This window comes from Caballeronia concitans (assembly GCF_001544615.1).
Lineage (GTDB): Bacteria > Pseudomonadota > Gammaproteobacteria > Burkholderiales > Burkholderiaceae > Caballeronia > Caballeronia concitans.
Map to the genome: position 1 here is coordinate 29,169 of NZ_FCNV02000007.1, position 18,338 is coordinate 47,506.

Consider the following 18,338-nt stretch of genomic DNA (forward strand, 5'->3'; position numbering starts at 1 on the left):
GGCGATCAACAAAGAACCACGACGTCATGGCCAAACGATTCCCTCTGCATCCGAAGCATCCGGAACGCAATTGCTGGGGCTGCGACCACCATTGCGCGGCGAACGCCATGCGCTGCGGCAACGGATCGAACCGCACGCAACATCCGGCCGAATTGATGGGCGACGACTGGTACACGTTCGGCGATTGGGGCTTCGAAGTCGCCGACGACGCAACGTCGATCGAGACGTCAGCCACCAAGTCGTAACGCGTTTCGAAACAGACTGAACGCAAAAGCGTACTGCGTATTCGGTCTACTCCTACGCGGCCGCCCGAACGCGCTGCCTAGAATGGGACAACTCAAATCACCGCGTTGTCACCATGCCCATGAAGCTCGAATTCGAAACACCGGAAGGCCGTCTTTCGCTGCGCGTCGACGATGTCCAGTTCGTGGCCTACGACGCCGCCGAAACCTCGATGCGATCCATGTACACGTTCGTCGAGCGCATGCGTGACATGGGCCTCGGCGGTCTCGCCGAGACGCATGCGCGGCTGCTTGCACAGAACCGCGTCAACGTGATGGAACTGCGCGAAGCACACGACGACGCGCAAACGCTGCTCGCGTGCGGCGCGGTCGGCGACGCGATGGACGACACGATCTTGCCAAGGCTCGCGATATTGCGGGAGAACATCGGAGAGACGCATCGGCAGATGCGCGCGAGCGTCGACCGGCTGGCCGCATTGTCGGCGGCGTGCCATCGCGCATTGAGCCAGATTCCCGGTTACAGGCCGCCGAAGTCCGCGCGCGGTTGAAGAAGCCGAACCGTCAGCCGCCGGAGTACTTTCGCAACAGCGCGTTGACATCGATGCGCTGTCCTTGCAGCAAGAGCAGCCGCGCATGCAACACGAGATTCTCAATCAGAAGCAGCGCGGTCGTGAGCATGTAAGTGAGATTGACATCGCCGGCGTTCAGGCCGCTCGCCTGCAGATTACGATGTTTCTCCAGTAACGAAGTCAACACCAGACTGCGCAGTTCCGGTTCGCCGAACGGCAAATCGCCGTAATCGACGGGATCTTCACGTTCGAGTTCCGCGAGCAGGCCCGTCAATTCGCTGATGGTCACTTCCATGACGTCTCCGGCGTGAGGTTGCGTGGACGGTGAACAGCGCCTTCATGATGCCACGGGAACGCCCGCGGCAGCGTCGCGAGACGCGGCGTACACTGAATCGTCGACAATTTCCGCAGACGATCCGCACGATGGCCAGGCGCGCGACCGAACCGTGGTATCACCCGCCGCAGGAAGAAGTCTGCGCGCTATGCGGCCGTCCGGTGCCGCCGTCCGAACGCGACTTGCATCACCTCGTGCCGAAGTCGCAGGGCGGACGCGAGACGGCGGTGTTTCATCGTATCTGTCATCGGCAATTGCATGCGTTGTTCAGCGAAAAGCAACTCGCGCAGCAGTTTTCGACCGTCGAAGCGCTGCTCGCGGACGATCAGGTGCGCGGCTTCGTCGAATGGGTAAAGACGAAGCCGAACGGGTCCTATCAGCGCACGCGGCGTTCCTCGCGCAAGCCGTAGCCGCGCGGTTCCGGTGCGCTCCATCGCGCGCGCGGAACGTCTTTCTTCAGCGCCGACATGCCGAAGCGCTGCATGACGTAGCTCTCCAGCACGAGATACAGATCCGCTTCGCGCGCGCGGGTGCCCCATCGGCTATTGCCCGCGACGGACGCCACCGTGAACCACGAGTGCGGCGGAAAAAGCTCGACGCGCAGCACGTCGCGTTCCAGAATCCTGAGCCGCCCGGTATCGGGATGAAATTCCGCCGTGACGGTGCCTTCCGGTAAATCGATGCTCACCCTCGTTGCATTCGCCTGCATGATCTCGCCCTCTCTTTGGTTCCGATACGCTAGTCGCGCGTCTGTGACGACGTTATGACCGACGTTCGCTCTCGAATAGTCCTGCTCATGGAGGGCTCCAGAAAGAGGCCGCCCGCGGTTCAAGCAGAGATATTCTGATAGGCATACAGTAACGAGAGTCCGCGCCGACGCCGAAGTATCGGCAGCATCGGCTATCAAGCCCAAACGGACGCAAAGCGTGCTGGCGAACGTTGGCCTTCGCACATAAAATGCCGCGCCTCAGGCAGCCACGCACCTGATTCAGCCGCGCTTTCCTCTCGCGTTTTCCAACGCGTGAAGGCGCGGTTGCATGTCCTTACATCAAAATCAAAGAGGGAAATCGTTCATGTTGAAAGCGTATTCGTATGCAGCGTCCGCAGCCGACAAGCCGCTCGGTCCGCTCGAAATTCAGCGCCGCGATGTCGGCCCGAACGACGTGCGCATCGACATTCTGTTTTGCGGCGTCTGCCATTCCGATCTGCACATGGCGCGCAACGAATGGGGCGGCACGAACTATCCGATCGTGCCGGGCCATGAGATCGTCGGTCGCGTGTCCGAAGTCGGATCGGACGTAACGAAGTTCAAGGCGGGCGACCTCGCGGGCGTCGGCTGCATGGTGGATTCGTGTCGCGTTTGCGATGCCTGCAAGGAAGGTCTCGAACAGTATTGCGAAAGTCCCGAGAGCTTCACGCAAACCTACAACTCGCCGGACAAGAAGACGGGCGGCGTGACCTATGGCGGCTATTCGACGTCGGTCGTCGTCGATGAAGCGTTCACGCTGCGCATTCCCGAGAATCTCGAACTGGCCGCGGTCGCGCCGCTGCTGTGCGCGGGCATCACGACGTATTCGCCGCTGCGCCACTGGAACGTGAAGCCGGGCGACAAGGTCGGCATCGTGGGCCTGGGCGGACTCGGGCATATGGGCGTGAAGATCGCGGCGGCGATGGGCGCGCATGTCGTGCTCTTCACCACGTCGCCGAACAAGATCGACGATGCGAAGCGTCTGGGCGCGAGCGAAGTAGTCGTGTCGAAGGATCCGGACCAGATGGCCGCGCACGCGAACAGCTTCGATTTCATCCTGAACACGGTGGCGGCGTCGCATAACCTCGATCAGTTCATTGCGCTGCTCAAGCGCGATGCCACGATGACGCTGGTGGGCGCGCCGGAGCATCCGCATCCGTCGCCTTCGGTGATGAACATGATCTTCAAGCGCCGCTCGCTGGCCGGTTCGCTGATCGGCGGCATTGCGGAGACGCAGGAAATGCTCGACTTCTGCGGCAAGCACGGCATCACGTCCGACATCGAAATGATCCGCATGGACGAGGTCAACACGGCGTACGAGCGCATGCTGAAGAGCGACGTGAAGTATCGCTTCGTGATCGATATGGCGACGATGGAGCGGTAAGCGCTTTTGTTCGGCGGCGCGCGGCGGGCCGGCTGAAGCCGAGGCGGCCCGCCCGCCGCCGCTTGCAACAAACTGTCCTTCGGCTTGCTGACGAATGGGAAGGCGACGCAGAATCGAAAACTGCCTCGCCAATTTTCCATCGAGCATGCCATGACGACGAAGCTCATCAGTTTCTTCGCAGTCCGTGACGCGCACGCGTCTTTCGAGAATCATCGGCGCTATTGCGCGAGGCGCGGCTACGCGCACGAATATGTCGATGCGAGCGGTATCGGCTGGACGCATCTGCGCACGGTGCTGAAGTATCAGACGCTGCTGCGCAGGCTGCGCGCATCGGCTGAAGGCGATCTCGTGCTGCTGCTCACGCAGGACTGTCTGATCGTGCGCGACATCGCGTGCGAAGCGTTGCTCGGTGCGGGCCGCGACCATATCACCGTGTCGATGGGCGATGCAGAGACCGACACCGTCATCGGCGCATTCCAGTTGTGGCGCAACACGGCGGCATCGCGAGAAGCGGTGGAGCGCCTGTGCGCGCGTGCGAAATTCGGTGCGTCGGCCGCGAGCGAATCGGAACTGCTGCGCGCGACGTCGCCGTTCGGATACATGGCGTGCTTCGACGGCGTGCATCCGGTGACGCCCGCCGCGTGGCATATCGATCCGACGTGGACGCAATGGCGCGCGTTCACCATCGCGCTCGCCGATATTCCCGATGCGCCGCCCAATCAGCCCGTCCACGCCGATCTGCGCGATCTCTTCGCAGAGCACATCAACGATTGCCAGTCTAGAGCGCGGCCTTATCTGAGTCTGCCGCCGCCGTCCGCGCCGAATTCCGCCGAATCTGCCTACGAGGCGCTGAACCCCGACGCGCCTGTCGCGCTCGTCATGCTCTATACGCCGAACATCCGCGCGTACGGCGAGATCGCGGAGCGCAACCTGCGCCGATATTGCGCGCGACACGGCTACGCGCTGCATTTATATCGCGACGTGCCATCCGATGCCGGTCACGGCGCGAGCGGCAACTGGCTGAAGCCGTGGGTGCTGCGACGTCATTTGCCGTCGCATGAGTGGGTCTTCTGGATCGATGCCGACGTGCTCGTGATCGACCAATCGATGCCGCTCGACACATTGCTCGCGAATCGCGATCGCGTGATCGCAATGGACATGAGCTGGCAGTTCAACTCGGGCATCATGGGCTTTCGACGCACGCAAGCCAATCTCGACGTGCTCGCGGAAGTGGAAGAGGCGATCGGCGGCGTGGCGGATAAGTCATCGACTTACGCGAGCGGCGGCGATCAGGAAGCGTTCATCAAGGTGCTGACGCGGCACGGCATGGCAAGCGACGCGGACCTTATCGACTGCATCACGCTGAACACGCCATATCAGCTTCAGCGACCCGACAGCTTCATGGTTCACTACATGCACATGTGGCCGTCGCTGCGCGCGCTGGCGATGCATTGCGGCGATCTCGCGAGCCAGATAAACGAAAGGTAAATGTAATGCGTCCGCGTTTGCTGCGACGCAAAAGGCTGAAAAGCCTAGAGAACCTAGTCGTAACTGCGGCTTTCGGTCAACTGTCGGGGACCGCGCGTGAAGTAAAATGCGAACCTCATTCCACGATAAAACGGACGCATGTTGCGTAAGGCCTGGCGCGGGGAAGAACGGTTCTGGAAAGTCTGGTGGCTGCTGGGCCTGCCGCTGCACCTCGCATGGTGGGCGGTGTATCTGTACCTCTGGGGCACCGGCGTCTCGCCCGAATCGTTCCTCTTGATCACCATCTGGTTCTGGCCCGGCATGCTGGGCCTGTTCGCGGCCTGCGCGGCGCTGTACCTCGCGTGGTGCACGGCGGCGTGGCGATGCTCCGGCAATGTCGATCGCCGCATGTGGACCTATGTCGCGCGCGTGCTGATCGGCGTCGGCCTTGGGTCGTTTCTCACCGAATGCGTGCTGATTCTCGCCGCGCCGTTCGTTTCGGGTTGACGCGCCGATCGCCTTCATCTGTCTCACCCCAAGTAAGCGTTCTCGTAAAAGCCCCAAGCGACGGTGCGCGATGACATCGCTACCATCACGCACATCCAGACGGTAACGTGAAGGGAGACGTCGCTTGGCCTACGATCCGACCATCCGCAAGACGCCGGAAGAATTGCGCAGCCATCGCTGGTACGGCGTGAACGATCTGCGTTCGTTCGGCCATCGCTCGCGCACGGCGCAGATGGGCTATCACCCGTCCGATTACATGGGCAAGCCGGTGATCGCTGTCATCAATACGTGGAGCGAAATCAATCCGTGCCACACGCATTTCAGGCAGCGCGTCGAGGAAGTAAAGCGCGGCGTGTGGCAGGCGGGCGGCTTTCCGGTCGAAATGCCGGTGATGACGCTCGCCGAGCCGTTTCAGAAGCCGACGACCATGCTCTATCGCAATTTCCTCGCGATGGAAGTCGAAGAACTGCTGCGCTCCTATCCGTTCGACGGCTGCGTGCTGATGGGCGGCTGCGACAAGACCACGCCCGGCTTGCTGATGGGCGCGATCAGCATGGACCTGCCCGCGATCTATCTGCCCGCCGGCCCGATGCTGCGCGGCAACTGGAACGGCCGCACGCTCGGCAGCGGCTCCGACACATGGAAGTATTGGGCCGAGCTGCGCGCGGGCCGGATCACGGAGGAGGAGTGGAAGGGCGTGGAGAGCGGCATCGCGCGATCGCCGGGCCATTGCATGACGATGGGCACCGCTTCCACCATGACGAGCGCCGCCGAAGCGCTCGGCCTCACGCTGCCGGGCTTCGCGTCGATTCCGGCGGTCGATTCGCGGCATGCGCAGTACGCGTCGCTGACCGGACAGCGCATCGTCGAGATGGTGTGGACGGATCTGAAGCCGTCCGACATTCTCACCGCGAAGTCCTTCGATAACGCCGTCACCACCGTGCTCGCGATGTCCGGATCGACGAACGCGATCGTGCATCTCGTCGCCGTCGCGCGGCGCGCGGGCGTGCCGCTCACGACCGCGCGCTTCGACGAGCTATCGCGCGTGACGCCGGTCATCGCCAATGTGCGTCCGGCGGGCAGCTATCTCATGGAGGACTTCTTCTACGCGGGCGGACTGCGCGCGCTGCTCGCCGAACTCGGCGATTTGATCGATGGAAGGCAACTAACGGTCAATGGCGCGACCCTCGGCGAGAACATCGCGGGCGCCGAAATTTTCGACGACGACGTCATTCGACGGCGCAGCAATCCGCTCGTGCCGAACGATGGCCTCGCAGTCCTCACCGGCAACCTCGCGCCGGACGGCGCCGTCATCAAGCCGGCGGCGATGGAAGCGCGTCTGCTCAGGCATCGCGGGCCGGCGGTCGTGTTCAGGGACTACGCGGACATGGCGGCGCGCATCGACGACGAAGCGCTCGACATCACCGCCGATTCGGTCATCGTGCTTCAACATGCGGGGCCGGTGGGGGCGCCCGGCATGCCGGAGTGGGGCCAGTTGCCGATCCCGCAAAAGCTGCTGAAAGAGGGCGTGCGCGACATGGTCCGCATCTCCGACGCGCGCATGAGCGGCACGAGCTACGGCGCATGCGTGCTGCACGTCGCGCCGGAATCGTTCGTCGGCGGGCCGCTTGCCTTCGTGAAAGACGGCGATATCGTCGAACTGGACGTGCCCGCGCGCCGCCTGCATCTCGATATCAACGACGATGAACTCGCCGCGCGCCGCGCCGTCTGGACGCCGCCGAAGCGTCCGTTCGAGCGGGGCTTCGGCGTGATGCATCAACTGCATGTGACGCAGGCGGACAAGGGCTGCGACTTCGATTTTCTCGAAGAAAAGTCCGAAGCCGACGGCGGCGAACCGGAAATCCACTGAACGAATATCGACCATGACGACTCAAGACATCGCCGTTTCGGATGAAACGCTCGACCTGCTGCGCGGCGTCAGCACGGCAACCCTCACCACGCAGCTTTTCAAGCGCGGTCTGCGCAACGTGTTCCTGCAAGGCGTCGCGCCGCTCGTGAAGCCCGCGAAAGGCGCGCCGAATCTCGTCGGGCCGGCGTTCACGCTGCGCAACATTCCGGCGCGCGAGGACATCGATCAATTGAGCGTGTTTCAGAATCCCGATCACCCGCAGCGCAAGGCCGTCGAAAGCGCGCCGCCGGGCAGCGTGCTCGTGCAGGATTGCCGAGGCGATCGCACGGTGGCGTCGACCGGTTCGATTCTCACGACGCGCCTCAAGGTGCGCGGCGTCGCGGGCATGGTGTCGGACGGCTGCGTGCGCGATAGCGGCACCATCGGCGATATCGGCCTGCCGCTCTTCTGCGCGGGCGCGAGCGCGCCGCTGAACCTCGCGAAGCATCACGCGGTGGATATGAACGTGCCGATCGCGTGCGGCGGCGTGGCGGTGTATCCGGGCGATATCGTCGTCGGCGACGTGGACGGCGTCGTGATCGTGCCGCGTCACATGGCCGAGCAGGTCGCGAAGGACGCCGCCGAGCAGGAACGGCTGGAAGCGTTCATCGCCGAGCGCGTGGAAGCGGGCGCGGTGCTGCGCGGCACGTATCCGCCGAACGACGAAACACTCGCGGCCTACGCGAAGTGGCGCGAACAGAATTGATCATTCGCCCTGCACGAACGCCTTCAACAAGTGATGCGCGATGGCGAACGGCTTCGGCGCTGAAAGCCCGTCGGCGTGCGTGCCGTCGAGCATCGCGGCGGCTTCGGCGCGCGTGAACCAGCGTGCGTCTTCTAGCTCGTTTTGATCGATGGCGATCTCCGTCCCGCCCGCGCGCGCGAAGCAGCCGATCATCAGCGACGACGGAAACGGCCACGGCTGCGACGCGAAATAGCGCACGTCCGCGCAGCGGATGCCCGCCTCCTCCAGCACCTCGCGATACACCGCGTGCTCGATCGTCTCGCCCGGCTCGATGAAGCCCGCGAGCGCCGAGTACATGCCCGGCGCGAATTGCGGCTGCCGGCCCAGCAGGCAGCGGTCGCCATCGGTGACGAGCATGATGACGACCGGATCGACGCGCGGAAAATGCTGCGCGCGGCAGTTGCCGCAGATGCGCCGCCAGCCCGCGCCTGCGTCGTCGGTCGGATGGCCGCAGTTCGCGCAGAAGCGATGCCGCGTGTGCCAGTCGAGCATCGAACGCGCTTCGCCGAGCGCGCTGACGATCGGCGCCGCGACGAGACCCTGCATCGCGATGGGCCGCAGTTCGACCGCTTCCACCGGCACGCCGTCGAGCGCGCTGGCGGCGGCTTCGGCGGTGGCGTCGAACGTGGAGGCGAAGAGCGCGCGTTCATCGGCATCGCGGCCGAGCAGCACCGTTTGGCGCGGCACGCCGAGCTTCGCGGCTTCGTCGGCATCGAAAAGTGCATCGAAACTCGCCTCGCCGCCCGCCGTGCGCTTCACCAGCGGCACGTTGCCGACAAAGAGAAGGAAGCGCGTGGCGGCATCGTCGCGCAGACGGGCGACGAACGCGGCGTCATCGCGTTTCTCGGACATGCGGTCGAGCGGGTCGAATGTGAAACCGATGGTTTGGGGCAACGTGGGCATGATGGCTGGAAAGTGGCGTCGGCGCGGGAAAGGCCAGCGAGCATCCTAGCGAAGTTGGCGCATCCTTGCTGACGGAGCCGAGACAACCGATGCCTTTCGGATTTTTCCAGTGGCGGCGGCCTTAGGACGACTTCTAAAGTTTCATTCCTGCCATTCGAACAAGGAGAGACTCATGGGGCCGAATGTGACGGTATCGGTGAACGAAAAAGGCCACGCGGTGGTGACGCACGCGATGCCGCTCGTCGATTACTGCGTGCATCGTGCGCAAACGCTGCGTGCGATGGTCGAGGCGCTGAGCGCCGCGAAATTTGCCGGCGACGGCGGGTGCGCCGCGTCGTCGGCGCTGGCGAAACCGTTGATGGAACTGATCCGCACGCAGGTCAGTGAACTCGAGCCGCTTTTCAAGACGCTCGATCAGCGCGCGTACGAGAAAGGTTTCGAGGACGCGAGGATCGTGGGCGGCACGAAGCGTGGCCAGCTCGAATCCGTGAAGGATCCGGTCGTCGCCGCCTGAGGGCGCGGACCATTTCACCGCGATGCGCCGGAGAGCGCATCGCGGTGGAACGTCAGCTTTTCGCGCTGAACGGCTTTACGCTCACGCGCACATCGCCGTATGTCGCGGTCGCGCTGAACGCCTGGCGGACGGGCGGATCATCGCTCGATTCGAGGCAAGCCGCGATGCGGCGCGAAACCAGCCCCGTCACCCCCGACAGCACGCGATCGCAAATGCGCCCGAACTCGCGCAACTCGTCCCGCGTACTCGCGATGCCCGCCGCGCCCGCGCGCTGCATCGCCCGCAACGTGCGCGCGCCGGTGTCCGCCGTGAGGACGACGACCGGCGTCTCCGGATGGCGCTGACGCAGCAGGCACAGCAGCTCGACACTGTCGTCGCTGGCGGGCGCGTTTGCATCGAGCGCGCCGCCGATCACGATGATGTCGCCCGTCGTGTCCTGAAGCTTCGCGAGCAATTCCTCCGTGCTCGAAGCGCTCGCCGCGATGCTGTAGCGCCCACGCGCGCCGAACCAGTTTTGCAGTCCCGCGACGATCACGGGTTGCCCGTCTGCAACGACGAGTCTTATCTTTTCTGTACGCACCAATTTTTCCCTCGACCGTAGGAAGGTTGGAATTCCGGCCGCGCGATTCTTCGACCGCCTCGTGCCGGAACTCGTCACGGTAGCAAACGCGCGCGCCGCCGACAATCGAATGAAGAATGCATCCGGTTTCATCCTTTAACCGTTGCCTTGCATGACGAAATGTTGCCGGTCGGCTTCACGACTTGTCGATTCACCGTGACGCCGATCGTCGTCAATAGCCGATACAACTGATATCAGTAAAACAACCCGTCCGGAGGCCGAAACGATGAGTCTCATGCTCTACGCCCACCCGTTTTCGTCGTACTGTCAGAAGGTGCTGGTCGCGTTGTACGAGAACGGCACGCCGTTCGAATGGCGGCCGCTCACGCCGGAAACGCCGCAATCCATGCGCGAACTCGCCGAATTCTGGCCGATGAAGCGCTTTCCCGTGCTCGTCGACGACGGCAGGCCGGTGATGGAAGCGACGGTCATCATCGAATATCTCGGGCTATTTCATCCCGGCCCGGTGCGGCTGATTCCCGACGATCCGCGCTCCGCGCTCGACGTGCGCTGGATGGATCGGTTCTTTGACAACTACATCTCGACGCCGCAGCAGAAAATCGTCGCCGATTCGATGCGGCCCGCCGATGAACGCGATGCGCGCGGCGTCGCCGATGCCCGCGCGATGCTCGACACGGCGTACGCGTACCTCGACCGCCTGATGGCCGCGCGCGAATGGGCGGCGGGCGACACGTTCAGCCTCGCCGACTGCGCCGCCGCGCCGTTCCTGTTCTACGCGGACTGGTCGCATCGCATCGGGGAGGCGCATGCCAACGTGATCGCCTACCGCAAGCGGCTGCTGGCGCGGCCGTCGTTCGCGCGCGCGGTGGACGAGGCGCGGCCGTATCGGCGATTGTTTCCGCTCGGCGCGCCCGATCGCGACTGACGTTTCTCAAAGGAGCACACGCATGGCATCGACACCTTCACTGATTCCCGCCGCCGAACTCGCGACGCGGGCCACGATGACCTTCCCGAACGAGAGCGCGGAGTATCGCCGCGCGCGCATCGCGCTGCTGGCCGAGGAGATCGAGTTGCGGCGGCATATCGAGCGCGTCGCGCGGATGCGGCGCGCGCTGCCGCCCGGCGGCGAAGTCACGGGCGATTATCTGTTCGAGAGCGAGAGCGGTCCCGTCGATTTCGCCGGTCTCTTCGGCGACCGGCAAACGCTCGTCACGTATAGCTACATGTTCGGGCCGCAACGCGAGCGGCCGTGTCCGATGTGCACGTCGCTTTTGTCGGCCTGGGAAGGCGAGGCGCGCGACATCGAACAGCGCGTGGCGCTCGCGGTGATCGCGCGCTCGCCGATCGAAAAACTCGTCGCGTTCAAGAAAGAGCGCGGCTGGCGCGATCTCAAGCTGTACAGCGACACGAACGGGCACTTCAGCCGCGACTATCACGCGATTTCGAAAGAAGGCGGCGACGAACCCGCGCTCAACGTGTTCACGCGGCGCGACGGCGTGATCCGTCATTTCTGGAGCGGCGAGATGGATTTCGCGACCGCCGATCCGGGCGAAGATCCGCGCGGCGCGCCCGACCCGATGCCGCTCTGGACCGTGCTCGACATGACGCCGGAAGGTCGCGGTTCGAACTGGTATCCGAAGCTGGATTATTCCTAAAAGCGCGTTACTTCTGTCAACTTGAGTCATATCTCCGCCCGGGTGGTCAACTTCTGCCCGGGAGCAGCGTTATGGGCGAGCCGTTTCGCGGTGAATCGGTATTTCGTGGAGAAGTTCGCTCATGGTTGCAAACGCATTCATCCGACGCGCGCGGGTCGCGGGACTCGCCTCCGTCGGCGCGGTGGTCGTGCTCAATGGATGCGCGGCGCAGCGGCTCGTCACGCCGACCGCGCCCATGAAGCCGCAGGAAGCGCCTCGCGACGAGCCGCCGCAAGCGGAGGCGGCAACGGCTTCTCCGGCCGATGCTTCGGCTCCGGTGGCTCCGGAGGCATTGGAAAGCGCCGGGTCGCCGATTGAAGCCGAAGCGGCGTCGAAGCCGTCGCAGGTCGGCGAGGCGTCGTACTACAGCAGCAAGTTTCAGGGACGCCGCACGGCGAGCGGCGAGCGATACGACATGCACGCGCTGACCGCGGCGCATCGCACGTTGCCGCTCGGATCGTATGTGCGCGTGAGCAATCTCTCGAAGACGCGCTCGGTGGTCGTGCGCATCAACGATCGCGGGCCGTTCGTGAAGGGACGCATGATCGATCTGTCGTTCGCCGCCGCGAGCGTGCTCGGCCTGCAGCATGCGGGGCGCGCGCGCGTGGTGCTCGAACCGGTCGAGCGCATATCGCTGACACTCGCGCAACCGGGCGCCGCGCCCGCCCGGCCGCACGTTCATCGCGTGAAAACGAAAGCCAGGCCCATGAAACTGCATCTCGCGCATTCCCGGCATCACGCGGCGCGGCTGCACGCGTAAGCGGAAGCGAAGCAATTTCACCGGACGGATACAATGCGGCGACGCGCATCACGGCGCGCCTTCGCCGAGTCATCCGATCCGACACATGAATTCATCGCCCCGGGCCTTTCTTCTCGGCCCGCTCCTGAAAAGCGTTTCGCGGTCTTTCTATCTGACGCTGCGCATCCTGCCGCCCGCGATGCGCGATCCCATCGGCCTCGCCTATCTGCTCGCGCGCGCGGCGGACACCATCGCCGATACATCGCTCATTCCGCCCGGACGCCGCCTGAATCTGCTGCTTGCGCTGCGCGCGCAAGTGAACGGCGAGCCGGACGACGGCGCGCTCGGGCGTATCGCGGGCGAAGTGGCGGGGCAGCAGGCGCAGCCGGACGAGCGCGTGCTGCTCGAATCGCTCGGTCCGGCGCTTTCCATTCTCTCCGAGCTTTCCGCCGCCGACCGCGCCGCCGTGCGCGAGATCGTGACCACGCTCAGCACCGGCATGGAGTTCGATCTCCGCACGTTCCCCGACGAAACCTCCGGCGATATCGCCGCGCTCGCCAGATTCGACGAACTCGACCGCTACACGTATCTCGTCGCGGGATGCGTCGGCGAGTTCTGGACGAAGATGACCTACGCGCACATGCCCGGCACGCTCGCGGCCGCGCCCGACGCGATGCTCGCGCTCGGCGTGCGCTTCGGCCAGGCGCTGCAGATGACCAACGTGCTGCGCGATTGCGCACGCGATCTGCGCATCGGCCGATGCTATTTGCCCGCCGACATGCTCGCGCGTCATGGGCTCGCGCCGCGCGATCTGCTCGCGGCGGATGCGTCGTCGCGTGCGCGGCCCGTGCTCGCCGAACTGCTGCGCGCGACGCTCCCGCTATTCCAGGACGCGCTCGATTACACGCTCGCGATTCCGTCGGGCGCGGTGCGTCTGCGGCTCGCGTGCCTGTGGCCGATCATGATCGGACTCGACACGCTCGTGCTGCTCGCGCGCAACGACGCGTGGCTCGACCCGGCGCGCATCTCCAAGATCCGCCGCAACGACGTGTACCGCATCATGGCCGTGTCGATGCCGCTCGTCGCGTCGAACGGCATGGTGCGCGCGTGGGCGTCGCGCCGGATGAAGGCGATCGAATCCGCCTTCAGCGACGTAATTCCGCGATAATCCGCTCGGCCAGAAAATCGCAAGGCGGCCGTTGCGACGCGGCGCTGCGCGCGAGCACGACTTCGAGCGCGGCGATTTCCGGCAGCCCTTGCGCCTGCCCGAGCAGCGTGAAGTGCGAAGGCACCGCGCATTTCGCGAGCGGCGTGACGGCGAGTCCGGCTTCGGCCATCGTCAAGAGACCGAGCAGGCTCGGACTCTCGTACGACGTGCGATAGCCGATGCGCGCGCGCTCCAGGCTCCGAATGGCGTTCTCGCGCGCGACGCTGCCCGGCAGGAACACCGCGATCGGCAGCGGCCGCTCGCGCCAGATATCCGTTGCGCCGGGCGCGGCGGCCCAGACCATCGGTTCGTGGCGCAGGAATTCGCCGGAAATGCCTTTGACGCGCGTCGCGCAGACGAGATCGACGTCGCCGTCTTTCAGCATCGGCGCGAGCGCGGCGCTCGGCAATCCGACGACCTGAATCTCCACCTTCGGATACGTCGCCGAGAACTTCTTGAGAATGGGCGGAAAGAGCGACGACGCGTAGTCGTCCGGCACGCCGATCACCACGCGCCCGGTCACGTCAGGCCGCACGACGGCAGCCCACGCTTCGTCGCGCAGCGCGATCATGCGGCGCGCGTAGGCGAGCAGCACTTCGCCGTCCTGCGTCGGCACCACGCTGCGCGGCTTGCGCACGAAAAGCGCCTTGCCGAGCGCGGTTTCCAGCGTCTTGATCTGCATGCTCACCGCCGATTGCGAGCGATGCACCAGCCCCGCCGCGCGGCTGATGCTGCCGGTATCGGCGACGGCGATGATCATCGAGAGAACGTCGAGGTCGAGGGCTTTCATGGTTCGGCGAATGCTGGTATCAGAAAATCTGAACGATCCTATCAATATTATGCGATTTTCTTTTGGATTCGCGCGCGGCATAGTGCCGGAAAAGGAGTTCACCGATGAACGCGCGTACCGATCCCGCTGTCCTCGCCGCCGTGCAAGCCATGCCTGAGCCGTCGTTTGCGACGACCGCATCGGGCATTTCCGTCCCTTACGTCGAGTGCGGCGATGGCGAGCCGCTCGTGTTCGTGCACGGGTCGCTTTGCGACTACCGCTACTGGGACGCGCAACTCGCGCCGCTCGGCAAGCACTTCCGCGCGATCGCGCCGAGCCTGAGCCACTACTGGCCCGCCGTCGATGCGTTCGTGCAGGGCGAGTTCAGCGTGCAGGCGCACGTCGCCGAGATGGCCGAGTTCATCGTCGCGATGGACCTCGCGCCGGTTCATCTCGTCGGGCATTCGCGCGGCGGCTGCATCGCGTTTCATCTGGCGCGCGAGTATCCGCGCCTCGTCAAGACGCTGACGCTCGCGGACCCCGGCGGTCCGCTGCAGACATCGCCACAGGCAACGCCGGCCGCGCTGCCGCCCGCGACGAACGCGCTGCGTGCGCGCGTCGCGGAACTCATCGAACAGGGCGATCTGGACGCGGGCCTCGAAATGTTCGTCGATTCGGTCAGCATGCCGGGGTTCTGGCGCAAGAGCACCGAGAGTTTTCGCCGGATGGCGCTCGACAACGCGCTCACGCTGCCGAAGCAATTCCGCGATCCGTTGCCCGCGTACACCCGCGAGGCCGCGCGCGACATCAAGTGCCGCACGCTGCTCATCGACGGCCAGAAAAGTCCGCGCATGTTCCGCAACAACGTCGAAAAGCTCGTGGAGTGGATCGAGTTCGCCGAGCGGCAGACCATCGCGGGGGCATCGCACGGAATGAATGCGGCGAGTCCCGGCGCCTTCAATCGCGCAGTGCTGAGCTTCGCGGGCGCGTGGTGATCATCGCGAAACGAACGGTCATGCTTTAGGCGCGTCGTGCGCATCTTTTCGTCCGACTTTTTCGAGACGTGTTGTGACCGCACAACCGAAAGCATGCGGCGCGCGGGCTAACATCGTTGCCAACTCATTGCCTGCGAGAGGCACTTGTGAGCACCGGCCACGACGATCTCGACGCATGGAAGCGCCAGCGCACGGTCACGCTGGCGTTAGAACTGGCCGATAGCGGCCGCTGCGAGAACTTCGGCGACATCGCCTACGCGCTGCAATTCGAGCGCGGCCTCGCGACCACCCTCATCGACGATCCCGACATGCGCCGCCAGCTCAACGAGCGATGCGCCAACGCCCGCGAGAGCGCATCCGCCGAAACGCCGCCAGGCGCCGTCATTCCAGATAATGCGCCTTCGTTCTTTCGCCGCGCCGCATCCGCGCTGTGGCGATCCGGCTCGCCCGTCGCCGAACTCGATTCCGCCGCATCCTGATCGTATTTACGTCGTTCAAAGACAAATCGCCGGGCAAATGGCGGATTTGCACGAGAGTCGCGCGCGTCAAAACCATTAAACTTGAGAAAGTTGAACCAGAAGCCCGGATCGTGCCAAGCGCGCGTTCCGGCGTTTGAACTTTGAGGAGGAATTGCTCGTGGCTAACGAAAAAATGCTGGCGCAGATGGCGGAGAAGCAGGGTTTCATCGCCGCTCTGGATCAAAGCGGCGGTTCGACACCCGGCGCGCTGCGCCAATATGGCATTGCCGACGACGCCTATAACGGCGAAGCCGAAATGTTCGCGTTGATGCATGAAATGCGCGTTCGCATCATGACCGCGCCGGCCTTCACGGGCGAAAAGGTCATCGGCGCGATTCTGTTCGAACGCACGATGGACGGCGAAGCCGAAGGCAAGCCGGTGCCGACGTTCCTGTGGGAAGACCGCGGCGTCGTGCCGTTCCTGAAGGTCGATAAAGGTCTCGAAGCCGAAGCCGACGGCGTGCAGATGATGAAGCCGATTCCCGGCCTCGACGCGCTCCTGCAACGCGCGGCGAAGCTCGGCGTGTTCGGCACGAAGATGCGCTCGGTGATTCATCAGGCGTCGGAGAAGGGCATCGCGGCGGTGGTGAAGCAGCAGATCGAAGTGGGCGAGCAGATCATCGCGCAAGGCCTCGTGCCGATTCTCGAACCGGAAGTCTCGATCAAGAGCCCGGACAAGAAGGGCGCGGAAAAGATTCTGCGCGACGAGCTGCTGAAGGGCCTCGACGCGCTGCCCGAATCGAGCCGCGTGATGATCAAGCTGACCATTCCGGACGAAGCGGATTTCTATCGCCCGCTGATCGAGCATCCGCGCGTCGTGCGCGTGGTGGCGCTGTCGGGCGGGTACACGCGTACCGACGCGTGCAAGCGCCTCGCCGAAAACCACGGCATGATCGCGAGCTTTTCGCGTGCGCTCATCAACGAGCTGAAAAAGTCGATGAGCGATAGCGAATTCAATTCCACGCTCGCGAAATCGATCGACGAGATTTACGAGGCATCGGTCGAGAAGGTTTAAGCGTTAATCGCGTGCGCCGGATAATTTCGGGCGCACGCGTATCGGCGTGTAAAGCGCTCAAAACGGCGCTTCAGAGATTCAACCTCTTATCCGCGTCGCCAATCCATCGGATTATTGATTGGGGTTTGTCTGCTTCAATCGCGCGCTGCCCGCTTTCTATACTGATGCCACTGACATCCGAACGGCGAGCAAGCCGTATCAATAGCGGCACCCATCATGCGCGAACTGGCCTGGCAGATATGTATTTCGGTATCCTTTTTATCTGCGATAGTCATGCTCGCATGCACGATCACCACTTACCTCGATCTCTGGCAATTTCACGGCGATGCCGCGCGCCATGACGAACCCATGCGCTTTCGTATTCTGCGCTCCACCTGGTTCTTTTATTTCAGCGCCGGCACTTGCCTGACAGCCGTGCTGGGCCTGCTTTGCGTCACATAGAAATTACAGCGGAAATCCGCCCGCGAACGCCTCGCGCAAATATCCGATGAAGAGCGCGACCGCGCGCGGCACATGCGGCGCATACGGCCGCACGACATAGAGCTGATCCGCGAACGCGCCCACCGGACGCCAGTCCGGCAGCAACACCACGAGCTTGCCCGCCTGCACGGCCGCCTGCGCGCTGAAGTCGGGCAAGAGTGCGATGCCGAGATCGTCGAGCGCCGCATCGCGAAGCAACTCGCTGTTGTTCGCGGAAAACGCGCCGTTGACCGCGAGCGTGTACGGCCCCGATGCCGTCTTGCGCGCGCCCTTGCGCACGAACGACCAGATGCTCGCCGCCTGCGTGCGCGGATAGAACAGGCAATCGTGGACGGCGAGGTCCGCGGGCGTCATGGGCGTGCCGCGCCGCTTCAGGTAAGCGCGCGTCGCGACGATGACCGAGTACGTATCGCACAGCTTCCATGCGACGTGCGTCTCCGGCGCCTGCGCGCTGTGGCGGATGGCGAGATCGAAGCCTTCGGTGGCAATCGACGTGAGCCGGTCCGATGCCTCCAGTTGCACCCGCACTTCGGGATGCGCATGCAGAAAACCCGCGAGCTTCGGCGTCAATTGCTGGCGCGCGAACGCCACCGGCGCGGTCACGCGAATCATTCCGCGCGCGACGCCCGCCATCTCCCGCACGCCGGAAAAGCTCGCGGCGATATGCTCGTACTGCTCGCGCGTTTCATCGACGAGACGCCGGCCCGCCTCCGTGAAGCGCACGCTGCGCGTCGTGCGCGTGACGAGCGGAACGCCCGCCGCGCGCTCCAGTTCGGCGATGCGCTGGCTCATCGCCGCCTTGCTGACCCCCAGCCGCGCCGCCGCCGCCGTGTAGCTGCCCTGCTCGGCGAGCACGGTCAGCCAGTGCAGATGCGTCCACAGCGCTTCGATCTTTTGCTCGTCCATGTACAGATTGTTTGCCGATATGAACAATGAGTTCAATCATAGCGTCTTTGCGCTGCCCGAAACGCTTCCTAAACTGACGACATTACCAGTTCGATAGCCCAACATTCCGCAGA

At 64.2% G+C, this 18,338-nt stretch carries 23 protein-coding genes; 17 read left to right on the plus strand and 6 right to left on the minus strand.

Translation table 11 applies throughout. The annotated features are described in order from the left end of the window. The first annotated feature begins 26 nt into the window (after positions 1 to 26). Positions 27 to 245, plus strand: a complete 219-nt coding sequence (locus tag AWB72_RS17005) for a DUF3079 domain-containing protein (protein WP_040049060.1) — start codon at positions 27 to 29, stop codon at positions 243 to 245. Between the two features lie 113 nt (positions 246 to 358). Next, a complete protein-coding gene (locus AWB72_RS17010; RefSeq protein ID WP_040049061.1) occupies positions 359 to 790 on the plus strand; it encodes a hypothetical protein in 432 nt (143 codons plus the stop codon). A gap of 13 nt (positions 791 to 803) precedes the next feature. On the opposite strand, the gene AWB72_RS17015 is transcribed toward AWB72_RS17010, so the two are convergent. Next, on the minus strand, positions 804 to 1,106 hold the full coding sequence (locus AWB72_RS17015; protein WP_040049062.1) for a hypothetical protein: 303 nt from the start codon (positions 1,104 to 1,106) through the stop codon (positions 804 to 806). 128 nt (positions 1,107 to 1,234) lie between these two features. Here AWB72_RS17015 and AWB72_RS17020 point away from each other — a divergent pair, with 128 nt between their 5' ends. Further along, positions 1,235 to 1,555: an HNH endonuclease gene (locus AWB72_RS17020; RefSeq protein ID WP_040049063.1), complete on the plus strand. Its 321-nt coding sequence runs from the start codon at positions 1,235 to 1,237 to the stop codon at positions 1,553 to 1,555. On the opposite strand, the gene AWB72_RS17025 is transcribed toward AWB72_RS17020, so the two are convergent. Next, positions 1,522 to 1,833, minus strand: coding sequence for a hypothetical protein (locus tag AWB72_RS17025; RefSeq protein ID WP_244285663.1), 312 nt, complete (start codon positions 1,831 to 1,833; stop codon positions 1,522 to 1,524). The two genes, AWB72_RS17020 and AWB72_RS17025, sit on opposite strands and share 34 nt — an antisense overlap. 385 nt (positions 1,834 to 2,218) lie before the next feature. Here AWB72_RS17025 and AWB72_RS17030 point away from each other — a divergent pair, with 385 nt between their 5' ends. The 5 genes from AWB72_RS17030 to AWB72_RS17050 all read left to right on the plus strand — a co-directional run bounded on the left by AWB72_RS17030 (position 2,219) and on the right by AWB72_RS17050 (position 7,866). Next, the gene (locus AWB72_RS17030; protein WP_040049064.1) at positions 2,219 to 3,277 is read left to right on the plus strand and encodes an NAD(P)-dependent alcohol dehydrogenase; all 1,059 of its coding nucleotides are present in this window, start codon (positions 2,219 to 2,221) and stop codon (positions 3,275 to 3,277) included. 150 nt (positions 3,278 to 3,427) lie between these two features. Next, positions 3,428 to 4,765 (plus strand): glycosyltransferase family protein, encoded by a 1,338-nt coding sequence (locus AWB72_RS17035; RefSeq protein ID WP_040049065.1) that lies wholly within the window; start codon positions 3,428 to 3,430, stop codon positions 4,763 to 4,765. A gap of 138 nt (positions 4,766 to 4,903) precedes the next feature. Further along, positions 4,904 to 5,251, plus strand: coding sequence for a hypothetical protein (locus AWB72_RS17040; RefSeq protein WP_040049066.1), 348 nt, complete (start codon positions 4,904 to 4,906; stop codon positions 5,249 to 5,251). 124 nt (positions 5,252 to 5,375) lie between these two features. Continuing rightward, positions 5,376 to 7,121, plus strand: a complete 1,746-nt coding sequence (gene araD / locus AWB72_RS17045; RefSeq protein WP_087128396.1) for an L-arabinonate dehydratase — start codon at positions 5,376 to 5,378, stop codon at positions 7,119 to 7,121. A gap of 13 nt (positions 7,122 to 7,134) precedes the next feature. Continuing rightward, the gene (locus AWB72_RS17050) at positions 7,135 to 7,866 is read left to right on the plus strand and encodes a ribonuclease activity regulator RraA (protein ID WP_040049068.1); all 732 of its coding nucleotides are present in this window, start codon (positions 7,135 to 7,137) and stop codon (positions 7,864 to 7,866) included. On the opposite strand, the gene nudC is transcribed toward AWB72_RS17050, so the two are convergent. Continuing rightward, a complete protein-coding gene (gene nudC, locus AWB72_RS17055; protein ID WP_040049069.1) occupies positions 7,867 to 8,808 on the minus strand; it encodes an NAD(+) diphosphatase in 942 nt (313 codons plus the stop codon). Positions 8,809 to 8,980: 172 nt separating this feature from the next. Between nudC and AWB72_RS17060 the strand changes: the two genes are divergently transcribed. After that, positions 8,981 to 9,322, plus strand: a complete 342-nt coding sequence (locus AWB72_RS17060) for a hypothetical protein (RefSeq protein ID WP_040049070.1) — start codon at positions 8,981 to 8,983, stop codon at positions 9,320 to 9,322. 52 nt (positions 9,323 to 9,374) lie between these two features. On the opposite strand, the gene AWB72_RS17065 is transcribed toward AWB72_RS17060, so the two are convergent. Next, the gene (locus tag AWB72_RS17065) at positions 9,375 to 9,902 is read right to left on the minus strand and encodes a response regulator (RefSeq protein WP_159459378.1); all 528 of its coding nucleotides are present in this window, start codon (positions 9,900 to 9,902) and stop codon (positions 9,375 to 9,377) included. A 265-nt stretch (positions 9,903 to 10,167) separates the two neighbouring features. Here AWB72_RS17065 and AWB72_RS17070 point away from each other — a divergent pair, with 265 nt between their 5' ends. From AWB72_RS17070 to AWB72_RS17085, 4 genes are all read left to right on the plus strand, one after another. Beyond that, positions 10,168 to 10,827: a glutathione S-transferase family protein gene (locus AWB72_RS17070; protein WP_040049072.1), complete on the plus strand. Its 660-nt coding sequence runs from the start codon at positions 10,168 to 10,170 to the stop codon at positions 10,825 to 10,827. A 22-nt stretch (positions 10,828 to 10,849) separates the two neighbouring features. Continuing rightward, complete coding sequence (locus tag AWB72_RS17075; protein ID WP_040049073.1) at positions 10,850 to 11,557, plus strand: DUF899 family protein; 708 nt, start codon at positions 10,850 to 10,852, stop codon at positions 11,555 to 11,557. Between the two features lie 121 nt (positions 11,558 to 11,678). Beyond that, positions 11,679 to 12,356, plus strand: coding sequence for a septal ring lytic transglycosylase RlpA family protein (locus AWB72_RS17080; RefSeq protein ID WP_084592740.1), 678 nt, complete (start codon positions 11,679 to 11,681; stop codon positions 12,354 to 12,356). Between the two features lie 85 nt (positions 12,357 to 12,441). After that, positions 12,442 to 13,503 carry a phytoene/squalene synthase family protein gene (locus AWB72_RS17085; RefSeq protein WP_040049074.1) on the plus strand — a complete coding sequence of 354 codons (1,062 nt, stop codon included), beginning with the start codon at positions 12,442 to 12,444 and terminating at the stop codon, positions 13,501 to 13,503. On the opposite strand, the gene AWB72_RS17090 is transcribed toward AWB72_RS17085, so the two are convergent. Next, on the minus strand, positions 13,481 to 14,332 hold the full coding sequence (locus AWB72_RS17090; RefSeq protein ID WP_040049075.1) for a LysR substrate-binding domain-containing protein: 852 nt from the start codon (positions 14,330 to 14,332) through the stop codon (positions 13,481 to 13,483). The genes AWB72_RS17085 and AWB72_RS17090 overlap by 23 nt on opposite strands. 104 nt (positions 14,333 to 14,436) lie before the next feature. On the opposite strand from AWB72_RS17090, the gene AWB72_RS17095 reads away from it, so the two are divergent. From AWB72_RS17095 to AWB72_RS28565, 4 genes are all read left to right on the plus strand, one after another. Then, entirely contained in the window at positions 14,437 to 15,306 is an 870-nt protein-coding gene (locus tag AWB72_RS17095; protein ID WP_040049076.1) for an alpha/beta fold hydrolase, read from the plus strand. A gap of 146 nt (positions 15,307 to 15,452) precedes the next feature. Then, positions 15,453 to 15,785: a hypothetical protein gene (locus AWB72_RS17100; protein WP_040049077.1), complete on the plus strand. Its 333-nt coding sequence runs from the start codon at positions 15,453 to 15,455 to the stop codon at positions 15,783 to 15,785. Positions 15,786 to 15,942: 157 nt separating this feature from the next. Further along, complete coding sequence (locus tag AWB72_RS17105; protein ID WP_040049230.1) at positions 15,943 to 16,839, plus strand: fructose bisphosphate aldolase; 897 nt, start codon at positions 15,943 to 15,945, stop codon at positions 16,837 to 16,839. Between the two features lie 216 nt (positions 16,840 to 17,055). Next, positions 17,056 to 17,280, plus strand: coding sequence for a hypothetical protein (locus AWB72_RS28565; protein ID WP_143754637.1), 225 nt, complete (start codon positions 17,056 to 17,058; stop codon positions 17,278 to 17,280). A 3-nt stretch (positions 17,281 to 17,283) separates the two neighbouring features. Here the strand turns inward: AWB72_RS28565 and AWB72_RS17110 are convergent, their stop codons facing one another. Then, positions 17,284 to 18,225, minus strand: a complete 942-nt coding sequence (locus AWB72_RS17110; protein ID WP_040049231.1) for a LysR family transcriptional regulator — start codon at positions 18,223 to 18,225, stop codon at positions 17,284 to 17,286. Positions 18,226 to 18,338: the final 113 nt, after the last annotated feature.

Bases quoted from the DNA above. Each gene is read 5' to 3' on its own strand.
- AWB72_RS17075 (WP_040049073.1), top strand. From the start codon at position 10,850: ATGGCATCGACACCTTCACTGATTCCCGCCGCCGAACTCGCGACGCGG.
- AWB72_RS17070 (WP_040049072.1), top strand. From the start codon at position 10,168: ATGAGTCTCATGCTCTACGCCCACCCGTTTTCGTCGTACTGTCAGAAG.
- AWB72_RS17085 (WP_040049074.1), top strand. From the start codon at position 12,442: ATGAATTCATCGCCCCGGGCCTTTCTTCTCGGCCCGCTCCTGAAAAGC.
- AWB72_RS17035 (WP_040049065.1), top strand. From the start codon at position 3,428: ATGACGACGAAGCTCATCAGTTTCTTCGCAGTCCGTGACGCGCACGCG.
- AWB72_RS17020 (WP_040049063.1), top strand. From the start codon at position 1,235: ATGGCCAGGCGCGCGACCGAACCGTGGTATCACCCGCCGCAGGAAGAA.
- AWB72_RS28565 (WP_143754637.1), top strand. From the start codon at position 17,056: ATGCGCGAACTGGCCTGGCAGATATGTATTTCGGTATCCTTTTTATCT.
- AWB72_RS17110 (WP_040049231.1), bottom strand. From the start codon at position 18,225: ATGGACGAGCAAAAGATCGAAGCGCTGTGGACGCATCTGCACTGGCTG.
- AWB72_RS17015 (WP_040049062.1), bottom strand. From the start codon at position 1,106: ATGGAAGTGACCATCAGCGAATTGACGGGCCTGCTCGCGGAACTCGAA.
- nudC (WP_040049069.1), bottom strand. From the start codon at position 8,808: ATGCCCACGTTGCCCCAAACCATCGGTTTCACATTCGACCCGCTCGAC.
- AWB72_RS17010 (WP_040049061.1), top strand. From the start codon at position 359: ATGCCCATGAAGCTCGAATTCGAAACACCGGAAGGCCGTCTTTCGCTG.
- AWB72_RS17030 (WP_040049064.1), top strand. From the start codon at position 2,219: ATGTTGAAAGCGTATTCGTATGCAGCGTCCGCAGCCGACAAGCCGCTC.
- AWB72_RS17060 (WP_040049070.1), top strand. From the start codon at position 8,981: ATGGGGCCGAATGTGACGGTATCGGTGAACGAAAAAGGCCACGCGGTG.
- AWB72_RS17090 (WP_040049075.1), bottom strand. From the start codon at position 14,332: ATGAAAGCCCTCGACCTCGACGTTCTCTCGATGATCATCGCCGTCGCC.
- AWB72_RS17080 (WP_084592740.1), top strand. From the start codon at position 11,679: ATGGTTGCAAACGCATTCATCCGACGCGCGCGGGTCGCGGGACTCGCC.
- AWB72_RS17040 (WP_040049066.1), top strand. From the start codon at position 4,904: ATGTTGCGTAAGGCCTGGCGCGGGGAAGAACGGTTCTGGAAAGTCTGG.
- AWB72_RS17095 (WP_040049076.1), top strand. From the start codon at position 14,437: ATGAACGCGCGTACCGATCCCGCTGTCCTCGCCGCCGTGCAAGCCATG.
- AWB72_RS17005 (WP_040049060.1), top strand. From the start codon at position 27: ATGGCCAAACGATTCCCTCTGCATCCGAAGCATCCGGAACGCAATTGC.
- AWB72_RS17050 (WP_040049068.1), top strand. From the start codon at position 7,135: ATGACGACTCAAGACATCGCCGTTTCGGATGAAACGCTCGACCTGCTG.